This is a genomic window from Flagellimonas amphidinii, from assembly GCF_013090115.1.
Classification (GTDB): domain Bacteria; phylum Bacteroidota; class Bacteroidia; order Flavobacteriales; family Flavobacteriaceae; genus Flagellimonas; species Flagellimonas amphidinii.
This window is the reverse complement of the sequence record NZ_JABFNN010000025.1, coordinates 17,836-38,194: the sequence shown is the minus strand read 5'-3', so window position 1 is coordinate 38,194 and position 20,359 is coordinate 17,836. Positions and strand designations below refer to the sequence as shown.

Annotated in this window: 18 protein-coding genes; 10 read left to right on the top strand and 8 right to left on the bottom strand. The window is 38.1% G+C overall.

What is annotated here, in order from left to right:
* Window positions 1-76: 76 nt before the first annotated feature.
* From HJC33_RS03895 to HJC33_RS03880, 4 genes are all read right to left on the bottom strand, one after another.
* Window positions 77-1,885 (bottom strand): Ig-like domain-containing protein, encoded by a 1,809-nt coding sequence (locus HJC33_RS03895; RefSeq protein WP_171657490.1) that lies wholly within the window; start codon window positions 1,883-1,885, stop codon window positions 77-79.
* Between the two features lie 296 nt (window positions 1,886-2,181).
* On the bottom strand, window positions 2,182-2,757 hold the full coding sequence (locus HJC33_RS03890) for a YceI family protein (RefSeq protein ID WP_171657489.1): 576 nt from the start codon (window positions 2,755-2,757) through the stop codon (window positions 2,182-2,184).
* 39 nt (window positions 2,758-2,796) lie between these two features.
* A complete protein-coding gene (locus HJC33_RS03885; protein WP_171657488.1) occupies window positions 2,797-3,429 on the bottom strand; it encodes an NAD(P)H-dependent oxidoreductase in 633 nt (210 codons plus the stop codon).
* A gap of 1 nt (window position 3,430) precedes the next feature.
* Window positions 3,431-3,877 carry a MarR family winged helix-turn-helix transcriptional regulator gene (locus HJC33_RS03880; RefSeq protein WP_171657487.1) on the bottom strand — a complete coding sequence of 149 codons (447 nt, stop codon included), beginning with the start codon at window positions 3,875-3,877 and terminating at the stop codon, window positions 3,431-3,433.
* A 212-nt stretch (window positions 3,878-4,089) separates the two neighbouring features.
* On the opposite strand from HJC33_RS03880, the gene HJC33_RS03875 reads away from it, so the two are divergent.
* The 3 genes from HJC33_RS03875 (at window position 4,090) to HJC33_RS03865 (ending at window position 5,589) form a co-directional block, all read left to right on the top strand.
* Window positions 4,090-4,569 (top strand): TlpA disulfide reductase family protein, encoded by a 480-nt coding sequence (locus HJC33_RS03875; RefSeq protein ID WP_246245480.1) that lies wholly within the window; start codon window positions 4,090-4,092, stop codon window positions 4,567-4,569.
* A 7-nt stretch (window positions 4,570-4,576) separates the two neighbouring features.
* Window positions 4,577-5,194 carry a thioredoxin family protein gene (locus tag HJC33_RS03870; protein ID WP_171657485.1) on the top strand — a complete coding sequence of 206 codons (618 nt, stop codon included), beginning with the start codon at window positions 4,577-4,579 and terminating at the stop codon, window positions 5,192-5,194.
* Window positions 5,195-5,277: 83 nt separating this feature from the next.
* Window positions 5,278-5,589, top strand: a complete 312-nt coding sequence (locus HJC33_RS03865; RefSeq protein ID WP_171657484.1) for a rhodanese-like domain-containing protein — start codon at window positions 5,278-5,280, stop codon at window positions 5,587-5,589.
* A gap of 63 nt (window positions 5,590-5,652) precedes the next feature.
* On the opposite strand, the gene HJC33_RS03860 is transcribed toward HJC33_RS03865, so the two are convergent.
* From HJC33_RS03860 to HJC33_RS03845, 4 genes are read right to left on the bottom strand one after another with little or no spacing between them, the layout of a single operon-like run.
* Window positions 5,653-7,221 carry an N-acyl-D-amino-acid deacylase family protein gene (locus HJC33_RS03860; protein WP_171657483.1) on the bottom strand — a complete coding sequence of 523 codons (1,569 nt, stop codon included), beginning with the start codon at window positions 7,219-7,221 and terminating at the stop codon, window positions 5,653-5,655.
* Window positions 7,222-7,272: 51 nt separating this feature from the next.
* A complete protein-coding gene (locus tag HJC33_RS03855; RefSeq protein WP_171657482.1) occupies window positions 7,273-8,706 on the bottom strand; it encodes a SusD/RagB family nutrient-binding outer membrane lipoprotein in 1,434 nt (477 codons plus the stop codon).
* A gap of 5 nt (window positions 8,707-8,711) precedes the next feature.
* Window positions 8,712-11,930 carry a SusC/RagA family TonB-linked outer membrane protein gene (locus HJC33_RS03850; protein WP_171657481.1) on the bottom strand — a complete coding sequence of 1,073 codons (3,219 nt, stop codon included), beginning with the start codon at window positions 11,928-11,930 and terminating at the stop codon, window positions 8,712-8,714.
* Between the two features lie 48 nt (window positions 11,931-11,978).
* Window positions 11,979-13,178, bottom strand: coding sequence for a M14 family metallopeptidase (locus HJC33_RS03845; protein ID WP_171657480.1), 1,200 nt, complete (start codon window positions 13,176-13,178; stop codon window positions 11,979-11,981).
* Window positions 13,179-13,510: 332 nt separating this feature from the next.
* On the opposite strand from HJC33_RS03845, the gene HJC33_RS03840 reads away from it, so the two are divergent.
* The 7 genes from HJC33_RS03840 to HJC33_RS03815 all read left to right on the top strand — a co-directional run bounded on the left by HJC33_RS03840 (window position 13,511) and on the right by HJC33_RS03815 (window position 20,314).
* Window positions 13,511-14,020 (top strand): DinB family protein, encoded by a 510-nt coding sequence (locus tag HJC33_RS03840; protein WP_171657479.1) that lies wholly within the window; start codon window positions 13,511-13,513, stop codon window positions 14,018-14,020.
* 21 nt (window positions 14,021-14,041) lie between these two features.
* Window positions 14,042-15,322 (top strand): DUF2851 family protein, encoded by a 1,281-nt coding sequence (locus tag HJC33_RS03835; protein WP_171657478.1) that lies wholly within the window; start codon window positions 14,042-14,044, stop codon window positions 15,320-15,322.
* A gap of 8 nt (window positions 15,323-15,330) precedes the next feature.
* On the top strand, window positions 15,331-15,558 hold the full coding sequence (locus HJC33_RS17295) for a PspC domain-containing protein (RefSeq protein ID WP_246245479.1): 228 nt from the start codon (window positions 15,331-15,333) through the stop codon (window positions 15,556-15,558).
* A 2-nt stretch (window positions 15,559-15,560) separates the two neighbouring features.
* Window positions 15,561-16,568: a potassium channel family protein gene (locus HJC33_RS03830; RefSeq protein WP_171657477.1), complete on the top strand. Its 1,008-nt coding sequence runs from the start codon at window positions 15,561-15,563 to the stop codon at window positions 16,566-16,568.
* Between the two features lie 85 nt (window positions 16,569-16,653).
* The gene (locus HJC33_RS03825; RefSeq protein ID WP_171657476.1) at window positions 16,654-18,261 is read left to right on the top strand and encodes an alanine/glycine:cation symporter family protein; all 1,608 of its coding nucleotides are present in this window, start codon (window positions 16,654-16,656) and stop codon (window positions 18,259-18,261) included.
* Between the two features lie 23 nt (window positions 18,262-18,284).
* Window positions 18,285-19,154, top strand: a complete 870-nt coding sequence (locus HJC33_RS03820) for a ComEA family DNA-binding protein (protein ID WP_171657475.1) — start codon at window positions 18,285-18,287, stop codon at window positions 19,152-19,154.
* A 20-nt stretch (window positions 19,155-19,174) separates the two neighbouring features.
* On the top strand, window positions 19,175-20,314 hold the full coding sequence (locus tag HJC33_RS03815) for an acyl-CoA dehydrogenase family protein (RefSeq protein ID WP_171657555.1): 1,140 nt from the start codon (window positions 19,175-19,177) through the stop codon (window positions 20,312-20,314).
* Window positions 20,315-20,359: the final 45 nt, after the last annotated feature.

Sequence of the window (20,359 nt, the reverse complement as noted above, 5' to 3'; positions counted from 1 at the left end):
TTCATTGCCCCAAAGATAGAAAGGAAATCATAACTTCCAAATTTTAACATGGTAAAAAGAAATGAACACTATTATTTTATTTCACGACTATGGAAAGTCCACGGGCATCATTGTTGCCATCACTTAGTGTAAGGTGGGGCTCTCCATTTTTCCAAACCGTGGCCACCTCTTTTCCTTCGGCATTTTCTTGATAACCCGCAGCGTACACATCTCCATTGTCTGTAACATATACTGCGTGGGCCCTTGCTTCATCGACCCCTTCAGAATTTAAATTGTAAATTATGGTACCGTTTTCATCCCAAATTGTTGCAATCCTATCCCCATCTATAATTTCATACCCCGCTATATATAAATTACCGTTGTGGATTGCTATGGAATATGCGATAGAGCTGCCACCATCAGAAAGTACAGTGGCATTAAAATTAGCTTCATTATCGTTTTTCCTCCAAAGTATTGAGGTGAGTGTACCGCCTTGTCTATCATATCCCACGGCATAAATATCACCGTTAAGTTCTGCTATGGAATAAGCAATTCCATCGTCACCTTGGTTGGGAAGCACTATTTCCTCATTGACATCATTATTTCTCATCCATACTTTGGGAATTAAAGAACTGCTGGTGTTTGTGGTTTCTTTCTCGTATCCGGATACATAAAATACTTCAGAATCTACAAAGAAGGAATAGGCTACGGCATCTTTGGTTCCGTCCGTAAGTTCATATTCTGGTGCTAGATTACCATTTTTCCATATTGAGGCAATTTTTCTGAGTAAGCCTCCAGAATCAGAATCTTCAAATCCGACAGCATAGATTTCATCATTGTGTAGAAGAATTGCTTTACCTCTCGCATCTTCCGTTCCATCTGTGAATTCGTACAGTTCTTGGTCGTCATTCCATAATTTCACAGATCTTTCACCAAATACACCGATATGTCCAGTTGTATAAATATTTTCTTCATCCAATACATATACAAACTCTGCTTCACTTTCGCTTTCACTACCATCAGTTACATAAGTAATATCATTATTCTTCCATAATGCGGCCCTGTCATTATCATATCCAGCAACATAAACAATTGCTGGGGTAACTGTAACTGTGGCTTCAGCAGTTAGGTTGTCCACGGTCACGGATATGGTAACGGTGCCTTCCAGTCCATGACTTGTAAGTTGGCCTTCGTTGTTGACACTCACTATATCTGGATCACTACTTTCCCATATTGGCAAACCTATTTCTTCCAATTCAGATTCTATGTTCTCTATGAATATTTGATTTTCTTTGAAGGTTTTCATAACTAGCTCCGTTTTATCCAATTCTATTAGGGTCACTGGGCCTTCCACTACTTCGACAAAACACTCGACGGAAAATTCGTCGAATTTAGCTGTAATGGTTGTTTCGCCTATGACCAATGGGGTTACATTTCCCATTTGGTCTACAGTGGCGATACTGGGATCAGTGCTCTCCCATATAATTTCATTGTCATCAACATCTGTAAGTACTTCTAAAGTTTGTGCATATTCAGGGTAGGGGTATAGGCGCAAGTTATTCTGGTTCAGCTCTAAATCATATGTTTTTTTTGATATGACCACGGTACAAATGGCTCTTGAACCCTCTGATTTTGAGGTAATGATTGCGGTTCCTTCTGAAATGCCAGTTACGAGACCTTTTGAGTTCACCGTGGCAATGTCAGCTTTGTTGCTGCTCCATTGAATGTTACTTTCCATTTCTGAAGTGACCGATAAGGCATAAGTTTCACCAATAAGAATTCCTAAAACGGATTTGTTCAATTGAATTTCTACAGGGGAGTCGGTGTGGTTTTCTTCAGTACAGCCTCCCAAAAATGTTACTGCTAGCGCGCAGTAAACAAATAATTTTTGCATTACTCGTTTCATGATAAGATTTTAAATAGGATATTTTGGGGCGGAAATATTCTAGCATTAATAGGTACTCTAAAGATACATATTTAAAATTTTAATGCCCACGAAAGTTTCATAAATATCAATGAAAGAGTCTTTTACCAAAAATTGGATTTATCTAAACAGGGAAAAGGATATATGTGGAAAAGAATAGATTGTGAAAGAAAAATGGCGTTGTAGTTTTTTGACCTATGGCGTGCAAAAGGGGTGAACAATTAAAAATCCCATCTGAAAAGTCTCAGATGGGATTTTCAAACACTAAACACAGCTGATTACATCTGCAAATCAACAACCAAGTCGAATTCGTCGTAAATGGTTTTGTCCCCTAAGTTATCAAAGAAACTTCCGGAACCGTACTTTACGTCGTAATTTGTGCGGTCAACTTTCAAAGTTGCTGTAGCTTTACTTCCATAAATGGATACATCAAAAGTAATTGGCTTGGTAATACCTTTAATAGTAAGGTCTCCAGTTACTTTGTAAGAGTTCTTCCCAGAAGCTTCAACATTAGTGAAAACCAATTTAGATGTTGGGTTGGAGGCAGTTGAAAAGAAATCATCAGATTTCAAGTGACCGTCCAATTTACCTTTGTATTCCCCTTGAAGATCGGTAGTGTTTATTGTGGTCATGTCCACTACAAACTCTCCACCAACCAATTTGTCTCCGTCAAATTCCAAAGATCCAGATTTAAGGTTTACTGTACCAGTATGTGACCCAGTTACTTTGTAAGCTTTCCAAGTTACAGAGCTTTCACTAGCTTTCACTTCTTTCTTTTCTCCGTCAATAGGATTGGCAAAAGTTGATGCTCCAAAAATAACGGTAAGGGCTAAACTTAAAATTGTCTTTTTCATGATTGTGTTTTTAATTATTGTAATTGAATTAATAAAGGTTTATAAATGTGTAAATAATTCTTCATTTGATTTTCTCACTTTGGGCATGTGCTGAGTCCCATCTTCATCGGATCGATATCCTAAGGGAAGCACAACCACTGCATTGAGATTTTTTTCAGTAAGGGCCAAGATTTTGTTGTATTCATCAGCTTGAAAACCTTCCATCGGGCATGTGTCAATCTTTAGCTCAGCAGCAGCTTGCATGACATTGCCCAGGGCGATATATACCTGTTTGGCTGTCCAGTTGCTCTTGGTCTCAACAGGAAGGTTTAGCAAACTTGATTTCATCATATTGCTATAGTCTTTCAACCCTTCCATTGGTACATTTCTGGTCTTGCTCAAATTTTGTAAATATCCATCCACTAATTCTTCACCAAAATCTGTAACGTTGGCAAACACCAGTAGGTGAGAAGCGTCTGTAATTTGCGATTGGTTCCAAGAAAAGGGTTTTAATTTTTCTTTGAGTTCCTGATCTGTTATCACAAAAACGTGATAAGGTTGCAATCCATAAGATGAAGCACTTAATCTTGTGGCTTCCAATATGGTTTCCATATCTTCATCCGATACTTTTTTACTGGCATCGAATTTTTTTGTGGCGTAACGCCAGGTTCTATTTTCTATGACATTGTTCATGTTAAAATTTATCTAGGAGATTATTAAGTTCTTTAAGTTCATGGGTGGAAAAATTCTTCAAAACATCAGTTTCAGTTTCTTGAATAACATGATCAATTTCTTTTAGTGCTTCCAGACCACCAGCTGTAATCATGATTTCCACTTTACGTCTATTTTCAGGACACACCCATCGCTCCACATATTCTTTAGCGATAAGTTTGTCCACCAAACGCGTAGTATTGCTCATTTTGGTGACCATACGCTCATTTATTGTGGACAGATTACAGGGCTTGCCTTTTTGACCTCTAAGAATGCGCAATACATTGAATTGGGGTTCAGAAATTTCAAAAGGCTTTAAAGCCAAAGCAAATTGTTCCCTGATTTTGTTGCCTACCAATGCAAAATGAATCATGGTTCGGGGCTTCAAGGGAATTTCCTTTTCTGTTTTTATGATTTCCTCCACATTCATGTACAAACAATAATTGTATATACAAATGTATGCTGATATATCCTTTATCGATGTATTTTTAACAGATAAAGTTTTGTTAAAAAAGAAAAGATGGATAGGTCATTGGTTAATTTTAGAATCGTAAAAATCGGATAATGAATAACTTATTGTTTTTTGTTTTGGGCATTCTATTCATATGCTCTAGTTGTGGAAATAAAAATAAAAAAGAAGAGATGTCGTACTCATCTTCATCAGATATAGTGGAAGTTCAGACTAAAGAAGTTGATGATCCCGTAAAATTTCCTGTCTATAATTTTGAAGAGTTTGAATCATTATTGTATCAAAAAGACGAGAAAATATATGTGATTAATTTTTGGGCCACTTGGTGCAAACCTTGTATTGAGGAAATGCCGTATTTTGAACAGGTAAATGCAGAACAAAAGAAGAATGGTGTGGAAGTGATTTTAGTAAGTCTGGATATGCCCAACATGTGGAAAACAAGATTGGAACCTTATGTGGAAAAAAAAGGAATACAATCCAAAGTGGTTATTCTGGATGACCCTAAGCAACATGTATGGATTCCTAAAGTTGATCAAGATTGGGGAGGAGGTATACCAGCAACACTTATATATAACAAGGACAAACGCACCTTTTATGAGCAGGGTTTTACCTATGAGGAGCTGAATACTGAGTTGAGCAAATTTTTAAACTGATACCGTAATGAAAACACTTAAAATTTTGGGTCTTTTAGCCCTAGTAATTTCCTTGGGGGCCTTCTCTACCATATTGAAGCCTACTGGGGTTGACGGATACAATATTGGGGATATCGTTTCAGATTTTTCCCTTAAAAATATTGATGACAATATGGTTTCCCTTTCAGATTTTAGTGAAGCAAAAGGTTTTATTGTGATTTTTACATGCAATACGTGTCCGTATGCTATTGCCTATGAGGATCGTATTGTTGCATTGGATGCCAAATACCGTTCTTTGGGTGTACCAGTAATCGCCATTAACCCCAATAATCCTGATATTAAGTCTGGGGACAGTTTTGAGAAAATGAAAGTAAGGGCAGCTGAAAAGGGGTTTACCTTTCCTTATCTTTTTGATGAGGGCCAAAAAGTTTATCCGCAATTTGGAGCTACACGAACACCTCATGTCTTTTTACTGGAAAATACCTCTAAAGGCAACATGGTAAAATACATAGGTGCTATTGATGATAATTACCAAGATGCATCAAAAGTGGAGGAAAAGTTTGTTGAAAGTGCTGTGGATGCCATGTTGGCCGGGAATGAAATTGTAACCAAGACTACGAAGGCTATCGGTTGCGGCATAAAATAAAGATAAAATCACAAAATAATGGAAATTCAAATCCGGGGTAATGCTCCGGATTTTTATTTTTGCATGACATAAATATTACTACTATGTCAGATTTATCACAAGAGGAATGGGCTGAACAATTAGAAAGCGATACCAATGCTTTTATTCTGGATGTGCGAACTCCGGAAGAAGTGGAGGAAGGCTATATTCCTGGCGCCACCAATATAGATATTTATTTGGGGCAGGAATTTTTGGATGAGTTGGAAAAATTAGACAAGTCCAAAAACTATTATGTCTACTGCAGATCGGGCAACCGTAGTGGACAAGCCTGTGCCATTATGAACAGTATTGGTATTGAAAACACTTATAATTTAGAAGGTGGTTTTATGAACTGGGAAGGCGAGGTAGCCGAATAGGAATGTATTTGCAGAGAAACACTAAAGTTCTTTTCGTTATTTAGGTTTTGGAGACAGCAGTTATTAAGGCTTTCTTTTTTTAAGCACTTTACCATTAAGGGTATTATTGTACTTTCCATTTTCAATGGTGATTTTTCCATTCAATATGCTATAGACAAGCCCTTCAGATAGTTGAAAGGCATTTGTATAGTCCGCCTTATCTCGAAATGTTTTTGGGTCAAAAATTATTATATCAGCATAATAGTCCTTTTTCAATTTTCCTCTTCGGTCAATTTTAAATATCTCTGCTGTTTTTGCACTACTACTATTGATGAACCTAGAAGTGTCTATTATTTTTTTCTGAGCTACATAGGTATGAAACTTTCTGGGAAAGGAACCAAATTTTCTTGGATGTCCGGTATTGCCATCCGATCCCGTAACAATCCAGTCCTGTTTCATAAAAGTAAGAATATCATCATTGGCCATATTGAAAGATGCCACACGAACATACCCCGATTTTAACAACTCAATTACGGTTTCATTGGCAGGTAAATCAAGCATGTTTGATATTTGCAATAAATTTTTCCCTATAAAATTTCCCTTTTTGGATTTTACGATCAATAGCTTTTCGGCACCGCCTCTTCTAGCAATGTTCTCATTTATTTCCGTTAGGATTTTATTTTTAAGCTTTGGATCATTATATCGGATGAACAGGGAATCTTTACCGCCACTTTCGGCCCAACGGGGTACCACGGCAGCTTTCAGTCCGGTCGCAGAGGCGCTATAAGGGTATTGGTTTGCTGTAATTTCAAGACCTTCCTCATGTGCTTTTTCAATCAGGTCTATTATAGCTTTGCTTTTATCCCAGACATCAACCCCTAAACATTTAATATGCGAAATATGAATGGGAAGTTTGGCTTGTCTGCCAATTTCTATGGCTTCTTCAATTGAATACATCAACCCCACATTATAAGAACTCTCATCTCTTAGATGTGTATCGTAGATTCCTCCATTTTCTGCAGCAATTTTTGCCAATGCAATGACCTCTTCAGTATTGGAATAACTTCCGGGAGAATAAAAAAGACCTGTAGAAATACCAAAGGCACCAGCTTTCATTTCTTGATCTACGAGTTGTTGCATTTTCTTTATTTCAGCAGCGGTGGCCAGTTTATCGCTTTTTCCCATTATTTGTTCTCGTATTGTGCCATGTCCAACCAAAGGCACTACATTGGTGCCAATTCCTTGAGCATTATAGAGTGCCTTGAATTCTTTAAGGGGATAAAAACTGGCGCCATCATTCCCAACAACTACGGTAGTTATACCTTGGAACAGAAAAGGTTTGTTATGAGAGGTTTCGGCTTTGTTCAAATCCCGATCAGCGTGGGTATGTGGGTCTATAAAGCCTGGGCAAACGATAAGTTCACTGGCATTTATTGTTTTTTTTGCAACAATTTGAAAACCGGATAAATCACCCACATGAATGATTTTATCCCCCTTAACAACAATACTGTTTTTAGATGGCTTGGTGGATACGCCATCATACACCAAACCATTTTTAATTAGAATATCAGCTTCTATTTTCTTTATGCCACAACAGATTAGAAAGGGCAAGAACAATAGTGTCAGTATAAAGACTTTGCAAATGGATTTCATAAGGACAAGATTAAAAATAGTCTTAACAAAGCCGGTTTTGTTTTTCCAACATTATTGATTAATGGACATGGGTTCAAAAATAGATAATCCAACGGGTGCATTATTATTGGAATTGAGTTCGTTTTGGGAAATTATAAAACGCTGCGGGTGAATTTCAATACCAGATCTATTAAAGGGAACAGGTACAACAATATCTGTCTCGGTACGAAGTCGTCTTAAATCGTTCCAAGGCATGAATGTGCCAAACCCTGTTACGTAGCGTTCTTCTATAATTTCACGTAGTAAGGCCCGTGTTTTATCGATACCATCTTCATTTTCCATTCCCCCGGCTTCAAAGTCTTCGTCTGCATAGGCTTCATAAATTTTATCATCCACATCACCAGAAAATCGTATATCAAATGAATCTTCGGATTCCAAAAACTCCCGAACCAGGTTCAATTGGTTTAGACCTTCTTCAAAAGAAATGGTTCTGGCGCCGGTTTCGGCAAGGATCAAAAGGTTTTCTTGATAGGTAACTAGATTCATTGGAGTGAATTCTCCATTAATTATATTGGTGCTGCCCGTTCCACTTTTTCCGCCAGCTTCCAAATAATTCCTTCTGGCTTTTTCATCAGTTTTATCGTTCCTGCGACTGCCTTCATCAATACTCAATAGATCTCGAAAAAATGTATCTTCAACACTCATGAATCCGATTCTGCTTCCAATCATGAATCGATATAAAAGGTTTTCAGTACCTACTATTCCAGTTTCCAAAGGTGTAAATCGCATACTTCCATCATGTTCAGAAATGCCGTTTTGTGCTGCTTCATAAGCTTCCGTGTATTGTTTGTTTTGAAGATAGTATCTTGCTTTTAGGGTATATGCTGTTCTTAACCATTTTTCCTTGTCACCTTCAAAGAAGATATCTTCATCCAAATCATCATCTGTGTCTGGACTTCCCAATAAGATGATTGCTTCATCCAATATATTTTGAAGTGCTTCATAGATTTCGGTCTGCGTATCAAACTTAGGATCTTCAATACTTTCCACTCCGACTTCGGAATAAGGAATATCTCCCCATATCATAGTGGCAGTACCTACGGCGTGTGCTTCAATTACCCTTGTTATACCAGAGATGAGCAGACCTTTCCTATCAATGCCATTTAGATTGTAGTATTTGGCTATTTCCCGATTTTGTTTGAGTATGCCATTATATACATAGCCCCATGCACTATTGGACTCTTCGGAAGATATGTCATAGTTGTAAAGGCCTAGATATAGTGATATTTCGCCTCTATATTGGCCGGACCACATTCCAGATATTCGTTGCAAGTGACTGACATTTATGGCTATGTCGGCCAACATAGTGCCTTTTATCAATAAACTGGGATTTAGTCTTTCATCAACAGTAATAGCATTCGGGTTGCTATTTAGTTCTTCAAAGGATTCACTGCAAGATATCATCAAAAAAACGCAGAAAATACTTATATAGATTTTTGATTTCATATGCATTAGTATTTGATTTCCAATTTAAGTGAGTATGTTTTTGATGCTGGATTGGTAAAGTAATCGATACCAAATCCATTGCTGACGCCAGTTTGGTTAGTTTGAGGGTCAACCCCTAGAATATCTGTCCATAGTGCTAAATTTCGCCCTGTTAGGGTAAAGGATAACGAAGCCAATTTTGTCTTTTCCCTAAACCTTTCGGAATTCAAAGTGTAACCTAGCGTTACTTCGCTTAAACGTGTCCATGAGGCATCTTGATTGATGGCAAACTCATTGATTACCGAAGATCCAAAACCTCCACCTATAGTGGTATAGTAGGATTCGTTCAATAGTACTGGGCCTGCCCCAAAATCTTGAATGTTTCCGCGAACTGGTACTCCAGCGGGATGTATAACCCCAGCACGATCTATAACATCGACGGTTGGGGTAACTGTGTTCCCTACATCTGTGTGGGTGCCAAAATTCCGCATAATAAAGCGTGTTCTTTCTGCAAATACGCCTCCTTGGGAATGCTCTACCAACGTATTGAAAAAGAAACTTCGATAATTTATCCGCAACCCAGCAGCGCCCCTCCATTCTGGGTTGGGATCGCCCAGCACCCCTTGTTCGGGTGCCAACTGTGGAAATCCATTTACATCCAAATCCAAGGAGCCGTCCGAATTTCTTAGTGCTTTTGAACCCCATAAAGTCCCCATGGGATAGCCAACTACAGCCCTGGAGCTAATGGAGCCACTTGTTAGTGCAAGCGTATTGGTTCCCAAGATGGACAATACTTTATTTTTATTATTGTTGAAATTACCATAAACAGTGGCTTTGAAACCTTTGTTGTTTTTAAGAAAATCATATTCAAGATCCAGTTCCAAACCTCTATTTTCAAGACTTGCCCCATTGGCATAAATGTTATCTGCACCTGTACTGGGTGATGTAGGTAGGGATATTAAAATATCTTCTACGGTATTGTAATAGTAGGTTCCGCTCAGAGAAAGTCTATTATCAAGGAACTTCAAATCCATTCCTACCTCATATTCTGTTTTTATTTCAGGTTTTAAATTTGAATTTCCTAAATTATTGTTGAATCGGAACCCGCCTCCAAATTGTGCTAATTCAAGAGGGTCGGAATAATCAGAGTATGTAGGGGTTTCATACGTGGTTTGTGCGCGATGAGCTCTGGGTTCAACACCTACTTGTCCTACCCCGGCCCTTATTTTTCCATGTGTGAGCACCAAGTTGTCTTTTAAGAAATTCAATTTGGTAAACAACCAAGATATATCAACAGATGGATAGAAAAATGCACCATTTATGGTAGAAGCTCTTTCCATGGCACCTGCGGTATTGAGGAAGAATTGCTTTTTAAAATCGAGACTTCCTGTGTAATAGAACCGGTATTTTCTTCTTTGGGTGATAAAGTGCCTCGTTGGTTCTATTTCTGTTGAATTGGAAAATACCTGGGCATCAGTATCGGCAAGGAAATTGGCACCTTCATTATAAACTGATTTCCTCAATCTTTCATTAAAACTATATCCGGTTAGTAGATTTCCTCTAAAACCTCCACCTATTTTGAGTGTTTTTGTTCTGGCTATAAAATCAAAATTGGATACTCTGTTATTGATATTGTCCAGATTGAATCGTCCAGTTCCCCTACCAGCAGTATGCACTGGGAAAAAATAGCGTCTTTCATCAAAATACATGTCATAACTACCACGTATCTTAAATCGCAACCATGAGTTGTGCCTATAATCAAAATCTGCGGATGCAATTATTCGATCTACTTGGTTGGGGCTTTTTTGTCTATATAGGGTCCATAATGGGTTGTTATATCCAGGATTGGTTGAAGCACCTATTGGGTTTCTATAGGAACGATGTCTATTCTCGTTCGTATCTCCATTGGCATCTATATAAGTTCCGGTATAACCGGATATGTCAAAATCTGGCGCGTTTCGTAAAAGTCCAAGTAACAAACCTGCGGTATTGGAGCTCTGTTGTATTCGCAATGATTTTGTGTTGGTGTATCGAAAACGAGATCGAACACTCAATTTGTCATTGAATTCATATTTCCCACTAAAACCTACATTGATTCTTTTGTAATCACTTTCCCTAATGACACCTTCCTGATTTAATGCCCCTATACTGAAACGATACCTACCTTTGTCATTGGCGTTGTTGATACTGAGGTAGTGCTTTTGAGAGAGGGCATCTTGGAAGACTTTATCGAAATTTCTCTCAACAAAAGTTTCTTTTGAGTTTTTGGTTTGGACTAATTCCCACTCCCTGTTATTTTGATCTATATAATACCCTTCTTCATTTCTTGGAAAGAATATATCGGAGCCCCCAGGACGAGAAGCTATTTCATCTCCCCAGGATTGAATGCTCCCAAGATTATAAACACCATTGTTGCCTTGTCCATAGTTGGTCTGTACAGGGTGTAAGTTAATTACTTTGTCCACAAACACCGTTGTTCTGTATACCACATTGAGTTTCCCTGTGTCCCTTCCTCTTTTGGTAGTTATCACAATAACACCATTTGCAGCCTCTGAGCCCCAAATGGCAGCTGCAGAAGCTCCTTTTAAGATATCGATGGACTCAATATCATCTTCATTGATATCATTAAGGCGTGATTGTTGGGACGTGCCTCCATCAACATCACTACTTCCTGTAAGGTTATCGTTACTTATAGGTACACCATCTAAAATAATCAAGGGTTGTGTGCTACCGGATATTGTATTTGCACCACGAATTTGTACTATGGCTCCAGCTCCGGGATCTCCATTGGATCGGGCAATTCTAACACCAGAAGCTTTCGCCTGTAAAGCGTTTATAAGATTCACTTCCCCAGAGGTTGCCAGTTGGTCCGCTTTCACTTTGGATACGGTTGCTCCTAGCGTTTCTTTGTCAACTTCAATTCCTAAAGCATTGACAACTACTTCATCAAGGGCTTGTGCATCCTCTTCCAATAGTACATTTATAAATATTTTGTCGCCAACTTCTATTTCTTGGTCCTTATACCCCAGATAGGTGAATACCAATATGGCGCCATCTGGAACTTCAATACTGTATTTCCCATCAAAATCCGTGGTGGTACCTTGATCTGTTCCTTTTACAAGTATTGTGGCTCCGGGTAAAATATCAAAACTGTCACTTACGGTACCGGTAACCGTTTTTTGGGCATGTACACTCAATGATATTAAAATGAGTGCAAGTGGTAATCTTTTTAATAGTGCGTTCATAATGTAGGTTAAGGTGGGTTTTGGGTGTGTTAATTTGTCATTTTGTTGTTATTCAGAGTTTTCTATCAATATTCTCATCATTTCCCTAGCGGAAACTTTTCCTATGAGTTCTATCTGCTTTTTTGGTGTAGAGTCTCCTATTTCATAGGTAACTCCAACCGCATTGTGCAGATATAAAAACCAACCCTTCGAGTTTGCCGATGCGCTGTCATTTTTTCTTTCGTTCACTTTATAATCAGGAATGTTTTCTTCCAAAGCTTTGAACCAATCACCTATAAAATTTGGCATAGTGGTCTTTTTACGGGTTTTATTCGTGTAAAAAACATCTTTATATGTAGAATGGAAGTCCAGTCCAAGCACTATTTCCCCATCACTTTCAAATGCTGAATTGATGATGAAGTTTGCAACATTTCGTGTTTCGGGTTGCCTGTATCTAGACCAGTCCCTGTTGAGGTCGATTCCCCCTCCATTATGCCGCCAGTTACCCATGTCCACTCCATCTGGATTCACAATTGGGAAGGCCAAAACCCGATACTTTTCCAAAAAGGTCTTGGATAGATTTGATTCGCTCAATATGGTCTCCAAAAAGAACTGATAAGCAAAGTATCCTGTTATTTCCGGTGGATGTTGACGGGTCAATAGGACCACGATAGGTTTTCCTTGCTTGGAGTCTTTATAAATATCCAGAACTGGGATATCCCTTTGGAATTTGGATTTTCCTGCTGATAGTAAATGTACGTGGTCTTCCTTTCCTTCAATTAGGCTATTGATCCATTTTTCCGTATCCTTTGATGTAGAAAGTTCCTGGGCCGATATCAAAACGGGCGTTTTGCCAACACGTATTTTTGCTATTGCTTCATTGCCATTTCGTACAATATTCTTTTTACTAAGTTTTCTCCAAACACCACTTACAGTTTTTATTTTGGGTCTATATCGATGTTTATATTCGGCTGGATACTTAAAATTCAAGTATATATCCCTTTTGACTTCTGACCATAGCAAAAATGCATAATAGGCACTATTGTTTATGGGTTTGTTTTCTGGATTAATGAATACGGCCACTGTACTATCATTAACCTTTTTAAAATCATTTAGACGGGCCCCTTGAAATTCATTACTGGCATACATACCCATATCCTTCAATACAAATGTTTGTTTGTTTTGAAAGTCAATAGTCCTAGAAGAGGTGTTTATCGGAACAGGAAAATAAACCTCCTTTAGCACTGCTTGTGCCATTAGTTCCGGCATATTGCATAAGGAAATTAAAAGCACTGACAGCAGCAGTACCCACCCCTTTTTTAAGTGATTAAAAAATGAGAAGCCCATTATTTAGTTTAAATAACTGTCTGGCAACAAGAATTAAAATCTACTTTATAAAACAGTCTGCTGTGCTGAATTGCATTTGTTGAAGAGATTGAAATTTTAAAATGCAATTAATAAGTATGGGTACGAACGAATGTACAAAACTTTTTGTTAATATGTTTGCAATGCATATTTTTCTGCTTAAGATGCAAGTTGAATGGGTATCGGTACTTGCAATGACGGTTGGAAAAATTCAAATACGAAATAGCAGAAAAACTATGACACTCGAACAGGGAATTGCATCGCTGGAACAAAATCGAAGGGTTTTATTAGAAACCTTGGCAAATATTCCCTTAGAACTGGTTAACTGGAAGAAAAGTTCTGGGGATTGGTCCTTGTTGGAAATTATTTGTCATTTGGTTGATGAGGAAAAAGAAGATTTTCGGACTCGGGTTGAACATACACTCAAGAATCCTGATAAACCATTGATTCCCATTGATCCGGCAGCATGGGTGAAACAGCGTAATTATAATGGACAGGATTTTAAAACAAAATTACAGCAGTTTGACCATGAACGTCAAAAATCGATTGCTTGGTTGAAAAGCACGTTTGATCTACATTGGGAAAATGTGTTGCATCACCCACAGCGAGGTCCAATTTCAGCGTATTCATTTCTTTTTAATTGGTTGGCTCATGATTACCACCATATTCGGCAAATCAATAACATTAAATACGCTTTTTTAAAGGAAAGTTCGGGTGATTCCCTTACTTATGCTGGAAAATGGTAGTCATTTTTCTATTTTAGCATTATGAAGGAAGACCTACTCCATTTTATATGGAGGTGCGATAAGCTTCAAGGACGACCGCTGACCACAACAACCTCCCAAGACATAAAAATTATTAAACCAGGTACTTTAAATCAGTACGCTGGACCAGACTTTTTTAATGCTTTGGTAGAGGTTGGAGGACAACTTTGGGCCGGAAATGTGGAAATGCACCTCAAATCATCAGATTGGTATGCACATCATCATGAAATTGATGATGCTTACGACAATGTTATTCTTCATGTGGTTTGGGAAGATGATGTTTCTGTTTTTAGAAAGGATGGTAGTTTTATCCCAACATTGGAATTAAAAGACCATGTGGCTCCTGCGTTATTAAAAAAATATGAAGAAATGTTCCTTCGTGCCAATCCAAATTTTATCAACTGTGAAAGAGATTTTGCCCAAATGGATGGTTTTTTGGTCAACAATTTCTTGGACCGATTGTATTTAGAAAGGCTGGAAACCAAATCTAAACGTATTTTGGAGTTGCTCAAGAACACAAAATTTGATTGGGAGGGTGTTCTTTTTGTACTCTTGGCCAAAAGTTTTGGGACTAAAGTCAACGGAGATTTCTTTTTAGAAAGGGCCTTGCAATTGTCTTTTTCCATTGTGAGAAAAGAAAGCTCCCGTAATTTAAGTTTGGAAGGTTTGTTCTTGGGATATTTTGGATTGCTTGAAAAAAAAGATTGTACAGATGCGTATTACGTGAAGCTTTCCAAAGAGTACGATTATCTATCCCACAAATACCAATTGTTTCCAGCTACTGGCAAGCCTGAATTTTATGGTTTACGTCCGTCCAACTTTCCAACGCTTCGATTAGCACAATTGGCGCAATTATATGTTCAGCATAACAATTTGTTTTCAAAATTGATGGAAATCAAAAAAGTAGAAGATGTATACCAAATATTTACTTGTATGGCAAGTGCATACTGGAACAGTCATTATACCTTTGGTAAATCATCTGGCAATAACCCTAAGAAACTCAGTAGGAATTTTATCGACCTTTTGATAATAAACACACTTGTTCCTTTGAAATTTTGCTATTCAAAACACATTGGTGTGGATTGGAGCGAGGAACTTATTGCTATGGTTTCTCAACTAAAAAGTGAATCCAATTCCATTGTTTCCAACTTTGAAATCTTAGGATCAAAAACTAACAATGCTATGGAAAGTCAAGCCAAAATACAATTGTACAACCAGTACTGTTCTAAAAATAAATGTCTGCAATGTAGCTTAGGAGTCCATTTATTAAACAGAAATACATAATTTTAGCCATGGCTTTGTTTTATGATTCACTCTATTACTTTCAAAAGAGGGGTTTTGAAGTTTGTCGACGCATCGCGGAACGCCTTGGGATAAGAGCTAGGGTGGTACGAACGACTTTCATTTATTTGACCTTTGCCACTTTGGGCTTTGGTTTTGCATTGTATCTTTTTATTGCGTTTTGGTTAAAGATCAAGGACTTGGTCTATACCAAAAGAACCTCTGTTTTTGACCTTTGATTATGATTAAACTATTGCGTTCCAAAATAGTAATTGCCATTTCTCTCATGGTCTTGGTATTGTCGTTTGGAGTGATAGGGTATAAGATTTTAGCGGATTATTCTTGGATCGAAGCTTTTTATATGACCATAATTACCGTGACCACGGTAGGTTTTTCAGAGGTAAGGCCATTGGATGCCAACGCAAAGATTTTTACTGTATTTTTAATTGTTACCAGTGTTTTCATTTTTGGATTTGCCATTTCGGTGGTCACTGAATATATATTGGGAAGGAATTCCTTGGAATTATTAAAAAAGAAAAAGGTGAAGAAAGCAATAGGAAATTTATCTAATCATGTTGTGGTTTGTGGCTTTGGAAGAAATGGGATGCAAGCAGCCGAAAAGTTGAGGGCTTACAGAAAACCTTTTGTGGTAATTGAAAGAGATAGGGAAATCATTGAACGGCACGAGGATGAAGTTTTGTTTGTGGAAGGGGATGCCAATGAAGATGAGATTTTAATGGAGGCCGGCATAGATAGGGCCCAATATTTAATTACAGCTGTTCCAGATGATGCGGTTAATCTATTTATAGTACTTACTGCTAGACAATTGAACAAAAAGTTATTTATCATTAGCAGAGCATCACAAATAACTTCCCAGAAAAAACTGGCTTTTGCGGGAGCAAATAAAGTAATTATGCCAGATAAAATTGGGGGTGATCATATGGCTTCCTTGGTAGTGATGCCTGATTTGATCACTTTTATGGATAAGCTTTCAGTAGAGGGAGAGCATACTACTAATCTGGAAGAAGTGGAAATAGAAGATTTTGTGGATCAGGTAGATTGTAGTTCCATTAGGGATTTGGATCTTCGTAGGAAAACGGGATGCACCATTATAGGCTATATAGATCCCGAAGGCAAATACATCATAAACCCTGAGGCAGACCTGCAGTTGGAAGCCAAGGGCAAGGTCATTGTTTTAGGAAGGCCTGAGCAAATAAAAAAACTCAACCAAATGTTTCAAATAGGGTAGTTTAACATCTATTAAATTTGACTCCGTTGTTTTTTTTTAGGATATTGTCCCCTTTACATCAAATTAACATAACCAAATAGATATTATGAAGTATAGACTTCTTACCGCCTTAACTTTAGTATTTCCACTATTTATGTTTTCCCAGGAAGCCGAAGAAGTAGGGTTAGATCAAAAAATTGATGCTGCTTTTAAACCCGTTTCCGATTTTTTCAATACAGTAATCTTTTTCGAAATAATGGGAACGCCATTCGTGCTTATACTATTGGTAGGAAGTGCATTGTTCTTTACATTATATTTCGGATTTCCAAATGTTAGGCATTTTTGGACTGCAATCAATGTTGTTCGTGGAAAATACGATGTTTTGGAAGGTGCAGCCGGTCATGGCGTAGAAAAAGCTGAGGTTAATATTGTGGATGGGGATTTACCAGATACTATAAGAGATGAAAGCCATGAGGGAGAGGTGAGCCATTTTCAGGCTTTGGCGACAGCAGTTTCAGGCACTGTTGGAAACGGAAACATCGCTGGTGTGGCCTTAGCAATTGCCTTGGGAGGACCAGGTGCTACTTTTTGGATGATAGTCTGCGGACTTTTAGGTATGTCCACCAAGTTTGTGGAATGTACGTTGGGAGTACAGTATCGAGACGTTGATGAGAACGGAGTAGTGTATGGTGGCCCTATGTACTATATAAGCAAAGGATTGAAGAGCAAAGGTTTTGTTACCCTTGGTAAAATTTCGGCTGCTTTATTTGCAGTATTCTGTATTGGGGGTTCCTTTGGTGGAGGTAATGCTGCACAATCTAATCAGGCCACTATTGTTGTGAAGGAGCTTTTCGGTTGGGAAAGTACCATGGCAGGTACCATTATTGGAGTGGTATTGGCACTTTTGGTAGGTGTCATTATTATAGGAGGAATTAAAAGAATTGCATCTGTAACAGAAAAAGTAGTTCCATTTATGGCATTACTATACATTCTTGCGTGTCTTTATATCATTTTTGGAAACTTTGGACTTATTGATGATGCCATTTCACTCATTGTTACTGAAGCTTTTAATCCAACCGCAATTGGTGTTGGTGGGGTGATTGGTGTACTGTTGGTTGGTTTTAGAAGAGCTGCATTCTCCAATGAGGCAGGAGCAGGTTCTGCATCCATTGCACACTCTGCAGTTAAAACAAAATACTCCGCTTCCGAAGGCTTGGTTGCACTGTTGGAACCTTTTATTGACACTGTTGTCATTTGTACGATGACAGCCTTGGTAATCATCATTTTTAACTTTGGTGGAGTTTTTGATTATGGAGGAGATGGAACTGGTGTGGTGATGATAGATGGAACACCTTACGAGGGCGCAGGAATTACATCGCAAGCTTTTGCCAAATACATTCCTTATTCCAATGTGTTCTTGACGATTGCTGTGGTATTGTTTGCAGTTTCAACCATGATTTCTTGGTCGTACTATGGATTGCAGTCTTGGAAGTTCCTTTTTGGAAGAGGAAAGAAAACAGATTTGACCTATAAGTTGTTGTTTTTGACCTTTGTTGTCATTGGGGCTGCTGCTAGCATGGATTCTATCTGGGCTTTCTCCGATGCCATGATTTTTGCCATGGTGTTCCCTAATATGGTGGGTCTGTACTTCTTGTTCCCAGAGGTCAAGAAACAGTTGGCGAGATATATGGATGCCATACGAGCTTCTAAATAGACCTTTACAACTAGTATAACATAATGAAATCCCACTTTAAGTTCAATAAGCAAGAACGAAGTGGGATTTTCTTTTTGCTGTTCATTATAATTGTACTTCAAGGGAGTTATTTTGTTGTCAAGTCAAGATCTTTTCAAGGTGATTCAAGTTTGAGTGTCAATACTTTGATGGAGGCAAGGTTGGATAGCCTTAAACTTCAATTGATAGATGATTCCCCAAAAATATTTCCTTTCAATCCAAATTACCTAACAGATTATAAAGGTTATGCTTTGGGTTTGACCAAGGTCGAAATAGATAGATTATTGGCTTTTCGTGCCCAAAACAACTATGTGAATTCTACTGAGGAGTTTCAGAAAGTGACACAGATTTCCGATTCTTTACTTGAGAAGTTGATTCCCTATTTTAAGTTTCCCCAATGGAAAAAGACAGCTCGGCCTAATCAAAAACAATTCTCATCAACTAAAACAAATGCGGTTGCAATCAGGGACTTGAACAAGGTTTCTGCGGAAGATTTAATGCAAATAAGTGGTATTGGAGAGGTACTTTCACAGCGAATCATAAAGTTTAGAGATCGTTTAGGAGGGTTTTTGGTCAATGAACAATTATATGATGTATATGGTTTAGCACCTGAAGTAGTGGATAGGGCCTTAAAAAGGTTCAAGGTAATTGAAGTTCCCGCAGTTAATAAAATAAACATAAACAGCGCAACAGCTAATGAAATCTCCCAGTTGGTCTACATTAACCGTAAACTGGCAGAAGAAATTGTTACAGTAAGAGGGGAAAAGGGTAACTTTGAATCTTACAAAGATTTGTTTAACATTAAAGGGTTTCCGATAAACAAAATAGAGAGAATTAAATTATATTTGTTTTTACAAAAAAATGCTGAAGAATGATTACAGACACCTTATCCACCATGAATTTTGATTATTCAGAAACACAAAAAATGGTGGCTGAGTCTGCAAGGGATTTTGCAGAACAATATATTCGCCCACATGTAATGGAATGGGATGAATCCCAGACTTTTCCTGTTGAGGTATTCAAAAAAGCAGGAGAGTTAGGCTTTATGGGCATATTGGTTCCTGAAGAATTGGGCGGTTCTGGATTGGGCTATCATGAGTACATTGCCATTTTGGAAGAAATTTCAAAAGTGGATCCATCCATAGGTCTGTCCGTAGCTGCACACAATTCATTGTGTACCAATCATATTCTGTCTTTTGGCAATGTGGAACAAAAGCAAAGATGGATTCCAAAATTGGCTTCTGCTGAATGGTTGGGAGCTTGGGGTTTAACTGAGCATAATACAGGTTCTGATGCAGGAGGAATGGCCACTACCGCGATTAAGGATGGTGATTTTTGGATACTGAACGGTACCAAGAATTTCATCACGCATGGCAAAAGTGGTGACGTAGCTGTGGTAATAGCCAGGACAGGTGAAAAAGGTGATAGTAGAGGAATGACTGCTTTTGTGATTGAAAAAGGAACGCCAGGTTTTTCAAGCGGAAAAAAAGAGGATAAACTAGGTATGCGTGCCAGCGAAACGGCAGAACTTATATTTTCTGACTGTAGAATTCCAGATGAAAACCGCTTAGGTGAGGTTGGAGAAGGATTCATTCAGTCGATGAAGGTATTGGATGGCGGTAGGATTTCGATAGGAGCTTTATCCCTAGGTGTGGCCAAAGGTGCTTATGAGGCTTCTCTAAAGTATTCAAAGGAACGTTTTCAATTTGGTAAGGCCATTAGTGAGTTCCAGGGGATTTCTTTTAAACTGGCAGATGCTGCTACTGAAATTGAAGCTGCGGAGTTGTTATTGCACAAAGCTGCTTTCCTAAAGAATGCTGGAAGACCTATGACCAAATTAAGCGCCATGTGCAAAATGTTTGCTTCAGAGATATGTGTTAAGATTGCAAATGATGCAGTGCAGATTCACGGAGGTTATGGATATACCAAAGATTTTCCTGTAGAAAAGTTTTATAGGGATTCCAAGCTTTGTACCATTGGTGAAGGAACTACAGAAATACAAAAAGTGGTCATTTCAAGAAATATCTTGAAGTAATTTGTGCAGTATTATTTTATACTTGTATATTTGCACTCCAAAAAT